16 protein-coding genes are annotated in these 15,563 nt (G+C 67.0%); 12 read left to right on the top strand and 4 right to left on the bottom strand.

What is annotated here, in order from left to right; translation table 11 throughout:
- Window positions 1-27 precede the first annotated feature (27 nt).
- Window positions 28-747, bottom strand: a complete 720-nt coding sequence (lexA, locus tag HNR24_RS05685) for a transcriptional repressor LexA (protein ID WP_182495260.1) — start codon at window positions 745-747, stop codon at window positions 28-30.
- A 218-nt stretch (window positions 748-965) separates the two neighbouring features.
- Between lexA and HNR24_RS05680 the strand changes: the two genes are divergently transcribed.
- From HNR24_RS05680 to HNR24_RS05655, 6 genes are all read left to right on the top strand, one after another.
- Window positions 966-1,331 carry a LysM peptidoglycan-binding domain-containing protein gene (locus tag HNR24_RS05680; RefSeq protein ID WP_182495259.1) on the top strand — a complete coding sequence of 122 codons (366 nt, stop codon included), beginning with the start codon at window positions 966-968 and terminating at the stop codon, window positions 1,329-1,331.
- Window positions 1,332-1,383: 52 nt separating this feature from the next.
- The gene (locus HNR24_RS05675) at window positions 1,384-2,523 is read left to right on the top strand and encodes a histidinol-phosphate transaminase (RefSeq protein WP_182495258.1); all 1,140 of its coding nucleotides are present in this window, start codon (window positions 1,384-1,386) and stop codon (window positions 2,521-2,523) included.
- Between the two features lie 38 nt (window positions 2,524-2,561).
- On the top strand, window positions 2,562-3,179 hold the full coding sequence (gene hisB, locus HNR24_RS05670; protein ID WP_182495257.1) for an imidazoleglycerol-phosphate dehydratase HisB: 618 nt from the start codon (window positions 2,562-2,564) through the stop codon (window positions 3,177-3,179).
- Window positions 3,176-3,817, top strand: a complete 642-nt coding sequence (gene hisH / locus HNR24_RS05665) for an imidazole glycerol phosphate synthase subunit HisH (RefSeq protein ID WP_058888613.1) — start codon at window positions 3,176-3,178, stop codon at window positions 3,815-3,817. The genes hisB and hisH overlap by 4 nt, the downstream gene beginning before the upstream one ends.
- Before the next feature lie 129 nt (window positions 3,818-3,946).
- Window positions 3,947-4,708 carry a bifunctional 1-(5-phosphoribosyl)-5-((5-phosphoribosylamino)methylideneamino)imidazole-4-carboxamide isomerase/phosphoribosylanthranilate isomerase PriA gene (gene priA, locus HNR24_RS05660; protein WP_182495256.1) on the top strand — a complete coding sequence of 254 codons (762 nt, stop codon included), beginning with the start codon at window positions 3,947-3,949 and terminating at the stop codon, window positions 4,706-4,708.
- Window positions 4,705-5,604 (top strand): SseB family protein, encoded by a 900-nt coding sequence (locus HNR24_RS05655; protein ID WP_182495255.1) that lies wholly within the window; start codon window positions 4,705-4,707, stop codon window positions 5,602-5,604. Before priA ends, HNR24_RS05655 begins: the two co-directional genes overlap by 4 nt.
- A 43-nt stretch (window positions 5,605-5,647) precedes the next feature.
- Here HNR24_RS05655 and HNR24_RS05650 read toward each other — a convergent pair whose 3' ends face one another.
- From HNR24_RS05650 to HNR24_RS05640, 3 genes are all read right to left on the bottom strand, one after another.
- On the bottom strand, window positions 5,648-6,226 hold the full coding sequence (locus HNR24_RS05650; RefSeq protein WP_310735395.1) for a MarR family winged helix-turn-helix transcriptional regulator: 579 nt from the start codon (window positions 6,224-6,226) through the stop codon (window positions 5,648-5,650).
- A 130-nt stretch (window positions 6,227-6,356) separates the two neighbouring features.
- Complete coding sequence (locus HNR24_RS05645) at window positions 6,357-7,043, bottom strand: PepSY domain-containing protein (protein WP_182495254.1); 687 nt, start codon at window positions 7,041-7,043, stop codon at window positions 6,357-6,359.
- 150 nt (window positions 7,044-7,193) lie between these two features.
- Window positions 7,194-10,421, bottom strand: coding sequence for an FtsK/SpoIIIE domain-containing protein (locus HNR24_RS05640; protein ID WP_182495253.1), 3,228 nt, complete (start codon window positions 10,419-10,421; stop codon window positions 7,194-7,196).
- 968 nt (window positions 10,422-11,389) lie between these two features.
- On the opposite strand from HNR24_RS05640, the gene HNR24_RS05635 reads away from it, so the two are divergent.
- The 6 genes from HNR24_RS05635 to HNR24_RS05610 all read left to right on the top strand — a co-directional run bounded on the left by HNR24_RS05635 (window position 11,390) and on the right by HNR24_RS05610 (window position 15,563).
- A complete protein-coding gene (locus HNR24_RS05635) occupies window positions 11,390-12,616 on the top strand; it encodes a TadA family conjugal transfer-associated ATPase (protein WP_058888618.1) in 1,227 nt (408 codons plus the stop codon).
- Window positions 12,613-13,470, top strand: a complete 858-nt coding sequence (locus tag HNR24_RS05630; protein ID WP_058888619.1) for a type II secretion system F family protein — start codon at window positions 12,613-12,615, stop codon at window positions 13,468-13,470. The genes HNR24_RS05635 and HNR24_RS05630 overlap by 4 nt, the downstream gene beginning before the upstream one ends.
- On the top strand, window positions 13,467-14,411 hold the full coding sequence (locus HNR24_RS14245; RefSeq protein ID WP_182495252.1) for a type II secretion system F family protein: 945 nt from the start codon (window positions 13,467-13,469) through the stop codon (window positions 14,409-14,411). The genes HNR24_RS05630 and HNR24_RS14245 overlap by 4 nt, the downstream gene beginning before the upstream one ends.
- Before the next feature lie 79 nt (window positions 14,412-14,490).
- The gene (locus HNR24_RS05620; protein ID WP_182495251.1) at window positions 14,491-14,685 is read left to right on the top strand and encodes a hypothetical protein; all 195 of its coding nucleotides are present in this window, start codon (window positions 14,491-14,493) and stop codon (window positions 14,683-14,685) included.
- Window positions 14,686-14,707: 22 nt separating this feature from the next.
- Window positions 14,708-15,094, top strand: coding sequence for a TadE/TadG family type IV pilus assembly protein (locus tag HNR24_RS05615; RefSeq protein ID WP_058888686.1), 387 nt, complete (start codon window positions 14,708-14,710; stop codon window positions 15,092-15,094).
- Window positions 15,081-15,563, top strand: a complete 483-nt coding sequence (locus tag HNR24_RS05610; protein WP_157075439.1) for a hypothetical protein — start codon at window positions 15,081-15,083, stop codon at window positions 15,561-15,563. Before HNR24_RS05615 ends, HNR24_RS05610 begins: the two co-directional genes overlap by 14 nt.

Raw genomic sequence — 15,563 nt, 5'->3', positions numbered from 1 at the left:
CGGCGGCTGTTCAGAGGTTGCGGTCACTCAGAGGCTGCGCAGCACCGTGACGACCTTGCCCATGATGGTGGACTCGTCGCCGAGGATGGGCTCGTACTGCCGGTTCTGGGGCAGCAGCCACACATGGCCGTCCCGGCGCTTGAGCGTCTTCACGGTGGCTTCATCGTCCAACAGGGCGGCGACGATGTCACCGTTCTCGGCCGTGCTCTGACGTCGCACCACGACCCAGTCGGCTTCGAAGATGCCGGCCTCAATCATGGAATCACCGCGCACCTGCAGCATGAAGAGTTCGCCCTCGCCGGTGAGCTGGCGGGGAAGCGGCATGATGTCCTCGACCCGCTGCTCGGCCAAGATCGGACCACCCGCAGCGATCTGTCCCACCACAGGGATCTCCGCGATCCGACTGTCCGACTCCTCCCGGTAGCCGTGGAGGTCCACCACGGCGTCATGGGTGGGTGAGTCTGATTCCTGGGAAGGTTCGCCGAGCACCAGCGCGCCGCTTGAGTCGCGCAGGACCTCCATGGCCCGGGGGCGTCCGGGGACCCGCATGAGGTATCCCATCTCCTGCAGACGAGCCAGCTGATGCGTCACCGAGGAGAGCGAAGCCAGCCCGCAGGCGTCACCGATCTCCCGCATGGAGGGCGGATAGCTGCGCTCGGCCAGCGATTCCTGGATGACGTCGACGATCTGCCGCTGCCGATCCGTCAATCGCGGCGCTGCTGATGAGTCCTGGGTGTTGCGCGCCATTGCTGCCTCCGTAGTTGTGCCGGCCCCGTGTCAGCATCCATGTCAGACCCTGCTGATGGACTGTTCACAGTGAGATTCGCTTCGAAGATCACTTCGAACATGGCGCTCAGGTTACTCGAAATCGTAGAGAGATTCCATCAAATCTGCGGCGAGTCTGGCCAAGTTTCGAAACTATGTGCTAGAAATAGTACACACGTTCGAATGAGAGGTTCTTTACCATGAGTACAGCACAGCTTGGATTCGCACCCGCCGACTCTGCTCCTGCCTCGGGCGTGCACCTGACCCGTCGCGGTCGCTTCCTCCTGTTGGGCCTTCCTGTCCTGGCCGCCCTGACGATGGCGCTCCTCGGGGCGCTGATCCTGGCAGCCTCATGGATGAACCAGGCGCAGGCCTCCTCGAGTGAGGCCCCCGGCGTGGAGGCCCAGGTGGTCACCGTTGGAGCGGGGGACACGCTCTGGAGCGTGGCGGCCTCCGTGGAGTCAGACGAACGCACCCAGGTCCTCATCGGACAGATCGCTGAGCTCAACGACCTCAGCGGCTCCGAGCTCACCCCCGGCCAGGAGCTTTTCGTCCCGGTGGACTGAGAAGGTTTCCTGTCCCGGAGGTCGGAGCGGCGCACCCCGCTAGAATATTGCGGTGACTTCATCTCGCTCCCGGAACCTGTCCCGTCTGCCGCTGCGCGAGGAGCTCCAGGGTCAAGAACCCTACGGGGCGCCGCAGCTGAGCGTGAAGGCGATGCTCAATGTCAACGAGACCACCTACGACGTCCCCGCCGACGTCGTGGACGCGATCGGCAAAGAGGTTCGCGCCGCGGCCGCCCATCTCAACCGCTACCCGGACCGGGAATTCTCGGCTCTGCGGGACAAGCTGGCCGAGTACCTCAATAGAGATCTCGCTTCAGAAGCCCAGCCTGCTGAGCTGACGGCCGAGCGCATCTGGGCCGCCAATGGCTCCAACGAGATCATGCAGCACATCCTGCAGGCCTTCGCCGGTCCCGGCCGCTCGGTGCTGGCCTTCCCGCCCACGTACTCCATGTACCCGCTCTATGCGCGCGGCACCTACAGCGAGTACATCGCGGGCACCCGCGCTGCAGACTTCACGCAGACCCCCGAGGATGTCGCCGCGCAGATCCGGGAGCACCGCCCGAATGTGGTGATCCTGTGTTCTCCGAACAACCCCACCGGCACGGCGCTCTCCCTGGAGACCGTGGAAGCGGCCTACGCCGCGGCCGAGGAGTCACAGACCATGGTGGTCGTGGACGAGGCTTACGGCGAGTTCCGCCAGTCCGGCACCGGGTCGGCGCTGGCCTTGCTGCCCGGGCGGGAGAAGCTGATCGTCTCGCGCACCATGAGCAAGGCCTTCGCCCTGGCGGGGGGTCGACTGGGGTACCTGGCCGCCGCCCCTGAGGTCACCGACGCCATGCGACTGGTCCGGTTGCCCTATCACCTCTCCGCGGTGACGCAGGCGACCGCCGTCGCTGCCCTGGACCACTCGGCCACGCTGATGGCCAACGTGGAACGGATCAAGGAGCAGCGCGACCGGATCGTGAGCAGTCTGGAACAGATGGGGCTGCACCCGGCGCCCTCGGATGCGAACTTCGTCTTCTTCGGAGGGCTCGCCGACGAGAAGGCCGCCTGGCAGCACCTCCTGGACGACGGCATCCTGATCCGCGATGTCGGCATCCCCGGGCACCTGCGCGTCACGGCAGGCACCGCGGAGGAGACCTCTGACTTCCTGGCCTCGTTGCAGCGATTCATCACCAGCACCACCGCGTAGACTCAAGAGTTGGCGTACCCCACCACCAAGCAGGAGTTATGGGAGCAGAATTGATCTCTGGGCGCATCGCCCAGATGGAACGTGTCACCAGCGAGTCCAGCGTCAAGGTCCGGATGGACCTCGATGGGACCGGCACCTCGAACATCAGCACCGGCGTGCCGTTCTACGACCACATGCTCACCGCGCTGTCCCGGCACTCCCTGATCGACCTTGATGTCGAGGCCTCCGGAGACACCCACATCGACGTGCACCACACCGTGGAGGACACCGCGATCGTCCTGGGCGAGGTGCTGCGCGTCGCGCTGGGGGACAAGCGCGGGATCCGCCGCTTCGGCAACGCCACGATCCCGCTCGACGAGGCGCTGGCCCAGGCCGTGGTCGACGTCTCCGGCCGGCCATACCTGGTGCATTCCGGGGAGCCCGAAGGTCAGCAGTACCACCTCATCGGGGGACACTTCACCGGGTCCATGACCCGCCACGTCTTCGAGGCGATCACCTACCACTCCGGGATCTGCCTGCACATGACGCTGCTCGGCGGTCGCGACCCGCACCACATCGTGGAGGCCCAGTTCAAGGCCTTCGCCAGGGCGCTGCGCGAGGCCATGGAGTCTGACCCGCGCACCGATGAGATCCCCTCCACCAAGGGTGCCCTGTGAGCGGCAAGCCCGACGTCGTCGTCCTGGACTACGGCTCCGGAAACATCCACTCCGCGGTCAGGGCCCTGGAGCGCGCCGGTGCGCAGGTCACCCTGACCAAGGACACCGAGTCGGTGCTCAACGCCTCCGGCCTCGTGGTCCCCGGGGTGGGCGCCTTCGCGGCGGTGATGTCGGCGCTGCGGGAGATCGACGGTCCGCGCTGGATCGGGCGCAGGATCGCCGGGTCACGCCCGGTGCTCGGCATCTGCGTGGGCCATCAGGTGATGTTCGACCGCGGCGTGGAACACGGCATCCCCGCGGAGGGCCTGGGGGAGTGGCCCGGTGAGGTCACCGCCCTGCCTGAGGACGCCGTGGTGCCGCATATGGGGTGGAACACCGTACGCCCTCCCGAGGACAGCGTGCTCTTCGAGGGGCTGAAGGATGAACGGTTCTACTTCGTGCACTCCTACGCCGTGCAGTCCTGGGACTTCGATCAGTCCATCGAGTCGATGAACCCGCCGAAGGTGACCTGGAGTCACCACGGCACTGACTTCATCGCCGCAGTGGAGAACGGGCCGCTCTCCGCCACCCAGTTCCACCCGGAGAAGTCCGGGGACGCCGGGATGCAGCTGCTGCGCAACTGGATCCTGAGCCTCTGACCCTGGGCCACCCAGCTGCTGAGACTCTGAGCGCCGGACCCCCCGGGGCTCTGCCACGCTTGAACCGCCGTCTGATACTCCGCACCGATTCCTCCAGCCATCCACCCAGCCGAAAGTAGATCACGATCCATGACTGAGCCCTCCGCGTCCACCGCCACCGTTCCCGCGCTGGAACTCCTGCCCGCCGTCGACGTCGCCGATGGTCAGGCTGTCCGCCTGGTCCAGGGCGAGGCCGGTTCGGAGACCGGCTACGGCGACCCGCTGGAAGCCGCCTTGAACTGGCAGCAGCAGGGCGCGGAGTGGATCCACCTGGTGGATCTCGACGCAGCGTTCGGACGGGGTGACAACCGCGACATCATGGCCCGCGTGGTCAAGGAGCTCGGCGTGAAGATCGAACTCTCCGGCGGCATCCGCGACGACGAATCCCTGGACCGCGCCCTGGAACTCGGCGCCACCCGGGTCAACCTGGGCACCGCCGCGCTGGAGGACCCGGAATGGACCGCCCGCGCCATCGAACGCCACGGCGACGCGATCGCCGTGGGCCTGGACGTGCGCGGAGAGACCCTCGCCGCCCGCGGCTGGACCCGCGAGGGCGGCAACATCTGGGAGGTGCTGCAGCGCCTGGAAGATTCCGGCTGCCCGCGCTATGTGGTCACCGACGTCACCAAGGACGGCACGCTGCGCGGCCCCAACACCGAGCTGCTGGCCCAGGTCTGCGCCAAGACCAAGAAGCCCGTGGTCGCCTCCGGCGGCATCTCGTCCTTGGAGGACATCGAGGCCCTGGCGAAGATGGTCTCCCTCGGGGTGGAGGGTGCCATCATGGGCAAGGCGCTCTACGCCGGGAAGTTCGAGTTCCCGGATGCCCTGAAGGTGGCCGCAGCCTCCGCATGAGCCAGAACGACGCCGCCAGCAGGGATCTGCCCGGTCATATCGCTGCCCTGCTGCAGCGGCAGGCCCGGGATGAACACGGCCGACCGGCGGACTCTGCGGGCGTGCCCTGGGAGAATCGGGACCTCTCCGGAGATGGCAATCCGCTGCACACCTTCGACGGCGACGACGGCCTAGCCACCGAGGCGGTCCGTTCCGCCCGCGAGCGGCTGCTCGCCGGGGAGCTCGACGAAGCCGGGTTCGTCAACGCCCTGGCCGGACAGCGACTCTTCGTGCCGGTCCTCGCGGAGCTGGCCGAGGAGGCCGAGCCCGTCCCGAGTGGGCCCGGGGAGCAGAACGCACCGGTGGGGGACAAGCAGGCGGATATCACCCTGATCAGCATCACCAGCCGCGACGGACGCCAGACCATGCCGGTCTTCAGCTCCGTGGAGGCGCTCACCGCCTGGCATGACAAGGCCCGGCCGGTGGCGGCTGAGACCGAGCGGATCATGCTCGCCGCCCTGGCCGAGGGAGCCGAGCTGGCGGTGCTCGACCCCGGATCCGAGCTGAGCTTCGTGCTGCGCCGCCCGGCGGTGGAAGCCCTCGCGCAGGCCACCGGTTGGGTGCCCTCCTATCAGGACCCTGAGCTGGCCGAGGCGCTGGGCGGCATCTTGGACCTCTGCCCAGGGGTGGTCCAGCTGCAGCTGCAGCCCGGCGACGGCGTGGGGACCCGCACCGCGGCGGGAGACGCGGTACCCGGTGGCGGCAGCGGGCCGGAGCTGAGCATCGGGGTGGTGCTGGTGCCAGGAGCCGATGATGTGGATGCTCGGCTGGCGTTGGCCAGCGTGCAGGCCGCCCTGGGTGAGGTGCAGATGTTGCGTGAGCGCGCGGACTCGGTCCAGGTCAAGCTGGCGCGCTGAGCCACACTGTCGGCCCCGGCAGACGTGCTGTGATCAGGTCCGGTCAGGACTTGTCGGCCGCTGCCACGGTGTCTTTGATCTGCTCGCAGATCTCCCGCAGCGCCTCCGCCTCGGCGTCGTCCACGGCGGGGTGAAAGAGCTGCTTGATGTGCGTGGCGTGCAGCCGGGAAGCCTGCTCGAAGACTCGGTGCCCCTCTTCGGTGAGCTGGGCCGTCATGCCGCGCCGGTCCTCGGTGTCGGCGAAACGATCGATCAGCCCCCGCTTCTGCAGCGACTTGACCTGGTAGGAGAGCCGGGAGGGAGAAAAGACCATCCCGGCGGCGAGTTCTCCCATGCGCAGCTGGTTGCCCTCCGCCTCGGCGAGCAGCAGCATCAGGTTGTAATCGGTCAGTCGCAGCCCGGTGCTGGAGTGCAGCCGCTTCTCCATCCGATCGCTGATGATCGCTGAGGTCTCGAAGAAGGACCGCCAGGCCCGGGCCTTGGGGGAGGAGCCGGTGAGGTCGTGGCGCCCGCGCGGCTCACGCTCAGAGCTGGCCCCCGGTGTCTCTGGTGCCGGCCCTGCGGCGCGGGGCGCTGCGGTCTCCTCCGAGCGGGTCGCCGCGGTCTCCTCTGAGGAGGCCACTGCGGGCTCATCGGGGGCAGCAGCTACCGTCTCATGAGGGTGCGCGCCAGTGGAGTCTGTGGGTCCTGCCGTCACGACGCCACCCCTTCTCTGCCCTGATCGACTGAAGCTTCGATCAGCCCAGTCTATGTCAGCTGCCCGGGTTGACGACCTCCCCGCTGGCGACGTCCACGTGGACCTCGCTGCCGTTGTCCAGTTCGATCTCCCAGGTCACCGTGCCGTTCTCATCATCGAGCTCTGCCTGCTCCGGGGTCCCGTCGGCCTCCTCTGCGGCGGTGCGCAGCGCGTCGGCGAACTCGATCTCAACCGCCTCGGCGTTGCGCTGATCGTCGGAGTCGATGTCGTCTTCTTCGGTGTTGCTGATCTCGAAGCTCTCCCGGTCCACCTCGAGGTCCCACTCGGATCCACCCTCGAAGATCGTGAACTCGTAGTAGCTGGACTCGGTGTCGAGATCCAGGACGACGGCGTCGGGGTACTCCTGCTCCACCGCGTCCACCGCCTGATAGATCGCGTCCTCATCGGAGGCGGTTGAGTCATCGGTGGCCGAGTCATCGCTGGTGGGTTCATCGGTGGCTGCATCATCGGTCTCGGTGGCATCGTCCGTGTCCGTAGGCTCCCCAGTGGGCTCCGCCGCGTCCGAGGCGTCGTCGGTGCTCTCCTCGGTCGGTTCGGCCTCGACGGTCTCGGTCACGGTGGCGGTGGGCTGCGCGTCGTCGTCCTCGGTGCCCAGCTCGTCGCTGGCGCAGGAGGTCAGGGCGAGAGCGGAGACAGCGGCGACGGAGAGCAGGGCCGAGGAGTTGTTCCAACGGGAGTTCATGGTGGTTCCTTCGTTCCAGTGGGGCCAGTGGCTGTGTCGTGCTCCTCATTGATAGTCCCCCCACCTGCGTGAATGCTGGAAAGCCACATCGGATCCGCGAGACCGATGTGTCGAGAGTGCAGAGAAGCAGCGCCCTGCGACTTTCGCCGCTCAGGGAACCGAGAGATCCTGGTGCTTCCACCACTGGATGATCTGAACCCCCTCCACCCCGATCCAGGCTGCGCGTCCGGGGGTCAGTCGGGTCAGGACGGGGACCGAGGCTCCGAAGGCGTCTCCCTGTGCCCTGCTCATCGGGCTGAGCAGGAAGTTCGCCGCTGCCCCTCGAGCTCGGTAGGCCCAGGGAAGTTGGCTGAAGACATTGAAGTGAGGTGCCGCCGTGGCCAGCACCTTGCCTCCGGAGCTGAGCCACTCTTCGATGCTCCGGTGCTCGACCGGGGTGCAGCGGTCTGCGTCGTCGACCAGCAGGAGCTTCGGAATCTCGGGACGGCTGATCTCTGAGGCCGTGGCCTCGGCCAACTGCTTCAGAGTCCAGCAGTGCCGCTGGGCGGCGATCACGCGCAGTGCGTTGGTCTTCCCGGTCTGTGCCGCCCCGAGGATCAGTCCGACCTGCCATGAGCGATCCTCCAGCAGGGCGTGCGCGTGGGTGAACTGCCGAAGCCCCAGCGTCAGCGCCCCCGACGGAGGATCTGACGCCGGGAGCTCGACCGACCCCGGGAGGGGGTGCACCGTGAGCATGGACGCGCGCCCTGACTCGGCAACTCTGGGCGGCGTCCTCCTCTGTCGGTGATCAAGGACGTCGGTCACAAGCTGGATCGCGAGACCTGGCGGTGGGTGATCGGGGCTGACGAGCACACCGCGACCGGGCAGGCGGTCTGTGACGCGAAGCTTCGGCCAGAGGTAGCGGATCTCCTCGGACACGCCGTAGGGAAGGTAGACCCGGCGAGGGAGCCGCGAGCCCAGCTTGCCGAGCGCCAGGTCACGGCCACCGCTGATCAGGGCGCTGAATCCGAAGCCAGCGCCCTCAGTGATCAGCGCCCCGAGTCCTTGTTCGAACCCACTGCCGCCGATCGTGAGGTCCACCCCGTGCCACCGTGAATGCCCCGACATCACCAGGATCATCGGGACTTGCCCCGGGGGCAGGGCGATCCGCCGGCGAGTGACCCTGCGGTGCAGTTCCTGGACCAGGTGCTGGGCCTCTTGCGGGTGATCGGTGGTGACCCAGGAGCCGACGCGGGGGTGTCTGCGGAACTTCTCGAGGCTGTGATCGCCGTCCAACAGATAGACGTGGACCTCATGGGTGAGTTCCAGGAGCTGGCGCACCAGGCACTGCAGAGCCGCAGTGCCCCCAGATCCGGCCTCTCCCAGCAGGGCGGTGCCCTGGCCTTCCCCCAGGTCTAGGCGGAGCAGGTGCTGTTTCTGATGCCCCGGATCATCGATCAGACCGAACTGGACCTCTACAGCAGGCAGTGGTGCACTCAGAGTCTCTGGCAGTCCCGGACAGATCGGCGTGTGCGGTCGGCGACGGAGCTGTTCGAGCATATGCCCGTCCAAGACCTTGACCAGGTCCGGCGTGGTCTCCCGCCACCCTGGCGCGGATGACGCCGGTGACTTCTCCGGTCGTGCCCGGAGTTTCACCGAAGCGTCCAGCAGCTGCACCCCCTGGAACCCCACCGGGGGTTCACCTGGGCGCTGGATCACCCCACGCCCAGGGATCTGGCGTGGGATACGTCCTGGCTCGGGGGTTCCCACCAGATCACGTGCCTCGTCCTCGCTGCGCAGCCGCAGGCAGATGATGGAGCCGATGTTCGCACGGATGTCTGCGGTCACGACCCCCTGCGGACGCTGGGTGGCGAGGATCAGGTGCAGGCCGAGTGATCGCCCCAGGGTCGCCAGTCGCATCAGTTCGTCCATGGCGGCCGGAAGTTCCTGCGTGAAGACCCGGAACTCGTCGATGACGACAAGGAGCCGGGCCAGTGGGGCATCCGGATGCGATTTCCGGTAATCGGCGAAGTCTGTGGCACCGGATTCCAAGAACAGCTGTTCGCGACGGGTCAGCTCGGACCGTACGCCTTCCAGCGCACGCTCCGACTGGGCCTGCGTGAGGTCCGTGACCAGTCCCAAGGTGTGTTCCAGTCCCACCAGCGGTTGGAAGGTGGATCCACCTTTGAAGTCGAAGAGCAGGAGGTTCAGCTCTTCGGGGCCGTATCTCGCCACCCAGCCGAGCAGCATGGACTTCAGGAGCTCCGATTTCCCGGCCCCCGTGGTTCCGGCGAGCAGGATATGCGGCCCGTCCTCCACCAGGTCAAGGAACTCATCCTCGGAGGCGCTGCGGCCCAGCAGCGTTCGCAGACTCAGCTGGGCGCTGTGCGTCATGAGGGGAAAGGGCAGGGGCGTGGCGTAGTGCAGGGGGATGCCGCCGTCGTCGGTCGGCCTCGCGCTGTGCCGCAGCCCCAGCCTGAGGTGCTCGTGCAGGGTTCTCCTGGAGAGTCCATCGGGGAGCAGATCAGTGGCGATGCTCCGTGCGGTGCCTGCCTCGATCCGGTGAATTTCCCCGGAGGTGAGGTTCACCTGCCATCCGCCGTCCAGCGGTGCAGGCAGCTGTGGCCAGCCCCCCGGTGTCCGCAGCGCTTGGGTGCCGGCAGGGGTGCTGAGCAGGATGACGTGCCAGCCCGCGGCGAGCGCCGCCCTGAGCTGGGCCGGTTCCAGCCCAGTCAGACTGAGCAGAACCGACGCTGGATCCATGGCCGAGCGTGACTCTCGAAGCTGCAGCGACGCCTGCAGGTTGTCCCCGGAGGCCATGGTGACGCGGGGGTAGTCGCGCAGTTCCGTCAGATCTACCAGGTCAGCCAGCCGAGCGTCGGTGCTTTCCGCAGGACCTGCGGTGAGCAGCAGCTCAGGGCCGGGATGAAGATGGTGCGTCAGCTGAGCCAGAACCCAGCGCAGCACACTGAGCTGCTCACGTTTCGGTCCCAGGAAGACCGTGCACTCCGACCCGAGGAGCGACATCGCCGTTGCGGTGGCGACGCGCGCCTCGGGCAGATCTGGTCCGGGCTCAACCTTGCAGTCCAGGTCGACCTCGATCCTCGCCTCGCCCACGGCGACGACGATGCCGCCGGCGGCTGTGAACGCCCCGCGGGGGCGGCCCCCGGCGCGCAGCGCGCGCACGGCGTGTCCCGGAGTGGGCAGGAGCGCCTTGCGTCGATGCGCCCATTGGGCGGCCGCGGCGCGAACCGCGCGGCGGAATCGGCGCCGCTTCCGATGTCCGTCGACGACCGTGCTTCCCGCGATGACCGCCGACAGGACGCTGAAGAGAAGGAAGAACCACATGCCGGTGACCAGGACGAGCACTATCCCGATGACCAACGGTGCAAGGGACATCAGCAGAATTCTGCGGTGGCGCCCTGAGGGTGGCTCCTCCGTGATGGTCATCGGTGGCAGGGGCCACGCGGCGTCCGGTGTCGGCGTCGGCGGTTCTTGGGCCAGCTGGACGCGAGAGCTGCCGAGGTCGACTAGTGCATCGGTGCTCATCCTCAGCTTCACCGCTGCCTCCGGGCGAGTCAGCGTCACCTCAGACGAGCTGACCATGATCCTGGCATGGGAGGGTTCCAGCAGAGGGTCATTGATGCGGATATCTGCCGCGCCGCGCTGCCCAGTGCCTCGACCCAACACATGGACGCCCCGCGGGAGGTTCACCAACCACCCTGAGTCCGGGCCCGCGCCGACGCACAGGCGCAGCCGAGAGGGTCCATGCCGACCCGTGGGGCGTCGACCGGCGCGCGGGTGCAGCGTCACGACCATTCCGGAATGGATGGCTGCGGACCCCGTCCCGTGATCCTGTAGCGGAACTCGATCCAGGGTCGCGATCCAGCTCGGGGCACTACTGACCGACCGCCCTGGCGAGGTCGAGGGATGGCGTGCCTGGACGCTGCGGATCCATGCAGACAGTGCTTCATAGATCTGCACCCCGGAAGGAGTGGCCGAGCCCTCCAGCAAGATCCTCACCTCATGCGGATGGGCACCGCCCGCCTCCCGGTGCAGCAGGTTCCAGAACGACTCCGGGACCGCCCCGGGAGCATGCACAAGGGTGCAGGCCAGGGCTGTTGAAGGTGTCGCGATCACCTGAGATCCTTCCCGTCCTGAAGCTGCGCCTTCACACCCCAGGCGGCGGGCGGGATGCTGCACCGAGGTTATGACTCGGGACCCGGTGGTCCCACGGTGGGCGGCCAGCTGTGGAGAACCCGTGATCGTGGCGTGATTTCCACAGATATTGAACAATCTCTGGTCAGTTTGTGCCGGGCTGGCTATCGTGATCTCACCACATTGGAATCAAAGATGAGGCCTAGCCTGTGGATGCTTTGACGATCGTTGAAGATGAGGTGCGGGAACAGATCCGCCACCGTGGGCTGGACCCTGCTGAGAATCCGCTCGGAGTCCAGGAGCTGGTCGAGGCGGCCGTCGTGGAATACGACCGACGCTCCATGGTGACCGCCCTGCCGCTCATCGGCCCCGTCCAGCAGGCTGTGAAGCACGTGGTCGCGGCCGTGGCCGGTTTCGGAGAGCTCCAGCCGCTCCTGGAAGACCCCTCGGTCGAGGAGATCTGGATCAATGGGCCCAGCGCGGTGTTCGTTGCCAGGGCTGGACGCTCTGAGCTCACCTCCATCTCACTGAGTGAATCTCGCGTCCGCGATCTCGTGGAGCGCATGCTCAAGAGTTCAGGGCGCCGTCTGGACCTGTCTTCCCCGTTCGTGGACGCCACGCTGCCGGACGGCTCCCGTCTGCACGTCGTCATTCCGGACATCACCCGCCGCCACTGGGCTGTCAATATCCGAAAGTTCATCGCGCGCGCCCAGACGCTCCAGGACCTGGTCCGGCGGGGCTCCCTGAGCACCTTGGCCGCGGAGTTCCTGGAGGCCTGCGTCGACAGTGGCCTGAACATCTTGGTCTCCGGTGCCACGCAGTCCGGCAAGACGACCCTCTTGAACTGCCTCTCGGCCGCCATCGGGCCGCGGGAGCGTGTCGTCACGGTGGAGGAGATCTTCGAGCTGCAGCTGCCGCTTCGCGACGTGGTGGGCATGCAATGTCGTCAGTCCAATCTCGAGGGCGAAGGGGAGATCCACCTGCGTCGCCTCGTGAAGGAGGCGCTGCGCATGCGTCCTGATCGGCTCATCGTCGGGGAGGTCCGAGAAGCCGAGAGTCTCGACATGCTGATTGCGCTGAACGCAGGCCTGCCAGGGATGGCGACGGTCCACGCCAACAGCGCCCAGGACGCGCTCACCAAGATCTGTACGCTGCCGCTGCTGGCAGGGGAGAACATCTCTCGCAGCTTCATCCTGCCCACCGTGGCGTCCTGCCTGGATCTCGTGGTGCACTGCGTGCGTGAGCGCGACGGCAGCCGTCATGTCGCCCAGATCCTTGCTGTGGGGAGCAGGGTAGAGGCCGAGACCATCGAGGCGACCTTGCTCTTCGACATGACCGACGGTGAGCTCACGGTCACAGACTCAGCGGTCTTCGATCTCCCCAAGCTCTCGCCGAGACACCAGGCACGATTCGCTCGGGCGGAGACGCGGGCATGAGCCTGCTGCTCGGACTGGGACTGGGATTCGGCCTGCTGCTGATCTATGCCTCTTTCTGGGCCCGCACCGCGAAGGTCGCAGCTCCTCGAGTGCGGAAGAAGAGAGTCCGCAAGCTTCTCGACGAGGCCGGACACCCCAGAATCCCGGTCACGGGGGTCTTCACCGGGGTCCTGGTCTGCGCGAGTTCGGCATTCCTGGTCGTCTTGGTGCTGACCGCCGCGATCCCCCTGGCGCTGTGCTTCGCCGTCTTCGCGGGGATGCTGCCGGTGGTGGCCCTGCGCTGGCAGGCAGGGAAGCGTCGAGAGGTGCTGCGCAGCATATGGCCAGATGCCGTGGATCATCTTCGCTCAGCGGTCAGGTCGGGGATGTCGCTGCCCGAAGGGCTGATCCAGCTCGGCATCACAGGCCCGGAACCGCTGCGCGCCCCGTTCGAGGAGTTCGCCAAGGACTACCGGGCGGGACAGACGCTGAGAGTTGCGCTGGAGAGGCTCAAGCAGCGCCTCGCTGATCCGGTGGGGGATCGGATCGTGGCTGCCCTGCTGATCACCCGCGAAGTGGGAGGCTCGGATCTGGGCAGGCTGCTGAGCACCTTGGCTGAGTTCCTCCGAGAGAACGCGAGGACGCGCAGCGAGCTGGAGGCGCGCCAGTCGTGGACCGTGAACGCAGCCAAGCTCGCTGTGGCCGCGCCCTGGATCGTGGTGCTGCTGCTCTGCCTTCAGCAAGAGGCAGCCGAGGCCTACCGCGGGGCCACCGGCATGTTCGTGCTCGGTGCGGGACTTCTCGTGTCCCTGGTGTGCTACCGCCTGATGCTGCGGATCGGTGCTCTGCCCCAGGAAGTCAGGGTGCTGGCGTGAATCATGCGGTGTTCGGCTGGGTGCTGATCTGCGGGATGCTCCTGGGGGTCGGGCTGCTCATGATCTTCCGAGCCCTTCCAGTGAACAACCGGCCCAGCTTCTCCAACCGGGTGGCCCCCTATCTGCGCTTCACAGACGCGCGGTTCGCGCTCACCGAACCCGGCGTGGAGTCCACCTTGGCGCTCGGAGCTCTGGCCAGGATGCTCACACCGCCGATCCGCCAGGCGGGTCGGCACCTGGATCGCTTCGGCCTCGACGCCGAAGAGCTGCGTCACCGCCTCGGTCAGGCGAACTCGCGACTGAGCCCCAGCGACTATCGCCTCCAACAACTGGGCCTCGGAGTCCTCGGGGCGCTGCTCGGCACCGTGCTGAGTCTGCTCGGGGCCTGGGCGGGCAGTGTCAACGGGATCTCCGCGGCCGTCATCGTGCTGGGACTTGCCGGGGCCGGTGTGGCGCTGCGCGACAATCTGCTCACCGGCCAGGTCCGGCGTCGACAGGCGCGCATGCTCGCGGAGTTCCCGACCATCGCGGAGATGATCGCGCTGGCCGTCAGCGCCGGGGAAGGGGCTCCCGGGGCTTTCTCGCGTGTGGGACGACTGGCACGAGGAGAGCTGGCCCTGGAGCTGATCCGAGTGCTGCACCAGACCCAAGCCGGCACCAGCTTCTCCACGGCGTTGAAGCACATGTCGACTCGGGTGGGGTCCGCGCCGATCTCGCGATTCCTGGAAGGGATCATCGTCGCGATGGAGCGGGGAACACCTCTGGCGGAGGTCATGCACGCTCAGGCCCACGATGTCCGTGAGCTGGCCAGGCGTGAGCTCATCGAAACGGCGGGGAAGAAGGAGATCGGGATGTTGATTCCGTTGGTCTTCGGAGTGCTGCCACTGACGGTGCTCTTCGCGATCTACCCGGGACTCTCGCTGTTGGAGATCGGCATCTGAACTGCGAACCACCAGGCGTCCAACACAGAAGCTCATTGCACAGGCACCAACAAAGACACCACAGGAGAAGGGGAAGAACATGTCGCATGAAGAGAGAATCGCCCAGCACACGGCGAGGGCCGCAGCATGCATCCGGGAGGAAGAGCGCGGGGACGTGCCCGGCTGGGTGATGATCACCCTGATGAGCGCAGTGCTGGTGGCGGGGTTGTTGGCCATCGCGCAACCGGCACTGCAGGGGCTGTTCAACGATGCCATCAACCAGGTCTCACGCTGAGTCGGCAGGACGCCATGCGGCGGTGCCAGGACACAGTGCGCTGGACGACCGCGGTGCCGCCACGGCAGAGTTCGCCATGGTCTCCGCGCTGCTGGTGCTGCTGAGCTTTGCGCTGCTGCAGCTGACCCTGATGATCCACGTGCGCAACACCCTGATCGATGCGGCATCCACCGGAGCACGTTTCGGCGTGCTTGAGGACCGCACCGCCGAGGACGGGGTCCAGCGCACCCAGGCCCTGATCGAATCCTCGATCTCCGCTCGCTACGCCGAAGCTGTGGGCTACGAATATGTGGCCCAAGCCGAGGGTCAAACGCTGCGGATCACGGTCCAGGCTCAGGTCCCGGTGCTGGGACTCTTCCCCGGGGTCGGCCAGCTCGAGGTGACAGGCAGCGCCTATGACTTCGAATGAGTCGAGGACCGTGCTTCGCGGAGTGCGGCCGCAGCGCAGGCTGCGGCTGATGGAAGACGAGTCAGGATCCACGCTGGTCGAGTTCGTCATGCTCACCGTGCTGGTGCTGATCCCGGTGATCTACCTGATCCTGGGGGTCGCAGCGGTCCAGTCCGCTGCCTACGCCAGCCTCGGAGCGTCGGACCAGGCCGCCAAGATGTACGTTCTGGGCGGCGAGGACCTGGGGGCGGGGGAGCGTTCAGCGAGGAGCCAGGCAGCGGCGTCGGCGGCGCTCGCCGATTTCGGGATCAGTCCCGACCAGGCGCGGATCACCATGTCCTGTCCCTCCGGGGGCTGCGAGGACGACGGCGACGTGGTCGCCTTCACCGTGCAAGTTCAGGTGCCCGTGCCGCTGGTCCCGGAGATCGGGAGCTGGCGGTCGACCTTGGTCACGGTCTCCGCAACCTCCGCCCAGGTCAGGGCGGGCTGA

It is taken from the genome of Nesterenkonia sandarakina (assembly GCF_014138825.1).
In the GTDB taxonomy this organism is placed as follows: domain Bacteria; phylum Actinomycetota; class Actinomycetes; order Actinomycetales; family Micrococcaceae; genus Nesterenkonia; species Nesterenkonia sandarakina.
Note: the sequence above shows the minus strand (reverse complement) of the source record. Positions and strands in the feature narration are given on the sequence as shown.

Bases quoted from the DNA above. Each gene is read 5' to 3' on its own strand.
- lexA (WP_182495260.1), bottom strand. From the start codon at position 747: ATGGCGCGCAACACCCAGGACTCATCAGCAGCGCCGCGATTGACGGAT.
- HNR24_RS05640 (WP_182495253.1), bottom strand. From the start codon at position 10,421: ATGTCCCTTGCACCGTTGGTCATCGGGATAGTGCTCGTCCTGGTCACC.
- priA (WP_182495256.1), top strand. From the start codon at position 3,947: ATGACTGAGCCCTCCGCGTCCACCGCCACCGTTCCCGCGCTGGAACTC.
- HNR24_RS05630 (WP_058888619.1), top strand. From the start codon at position 12,613: ATGAGCCTGCTGCTCGGACTGGGACTGGGATTCGGCCTGCTGCTGATC.
- HNR24_RS05680 (WP_182495259.1), top strand. From the start codon at position 966: ATGAGTACAGCACAGCTTGGATTCGCACCCGCCGACTCTGCTCCTGCC.
- HNR24_RS05655 (WP_182495255.1), top strand. From the start codon at position 4,705: ATGAGCCAGAACGACGCCGCCAGCAGGGATCTGCCCGGTCATATCGCT.
- HNR24_RS05620 (WP_182495251.1), top strand. From the start codon at position 14,491: ATGTCGCATGAAGAGAGAATCGCCCAGCACACGGCGAGGGCCGCAGCA.
- HNR24_RS05610 (WP_157075439.1), top strand. From the start codon at position 15,081: ATGACTTCGAATGAGTCGAGGACCGTGCTTCGCGGAGTGCGGCCGCAG.
- hisB (WP_182495257.1), top strand. From the start codon at position 2,562: ATGGGAGCAGAATTGATCTCTGGGCGCATCGCCCAGATGGAACGTGTC.
- HNR24_RS05645 (WP_182495254.1), bottom strand. From the start codon at position 7,043: ATGAACTCCCGTTGGAACAACTCCTCGGCCCTGCTCTCCGTCGCCGCT.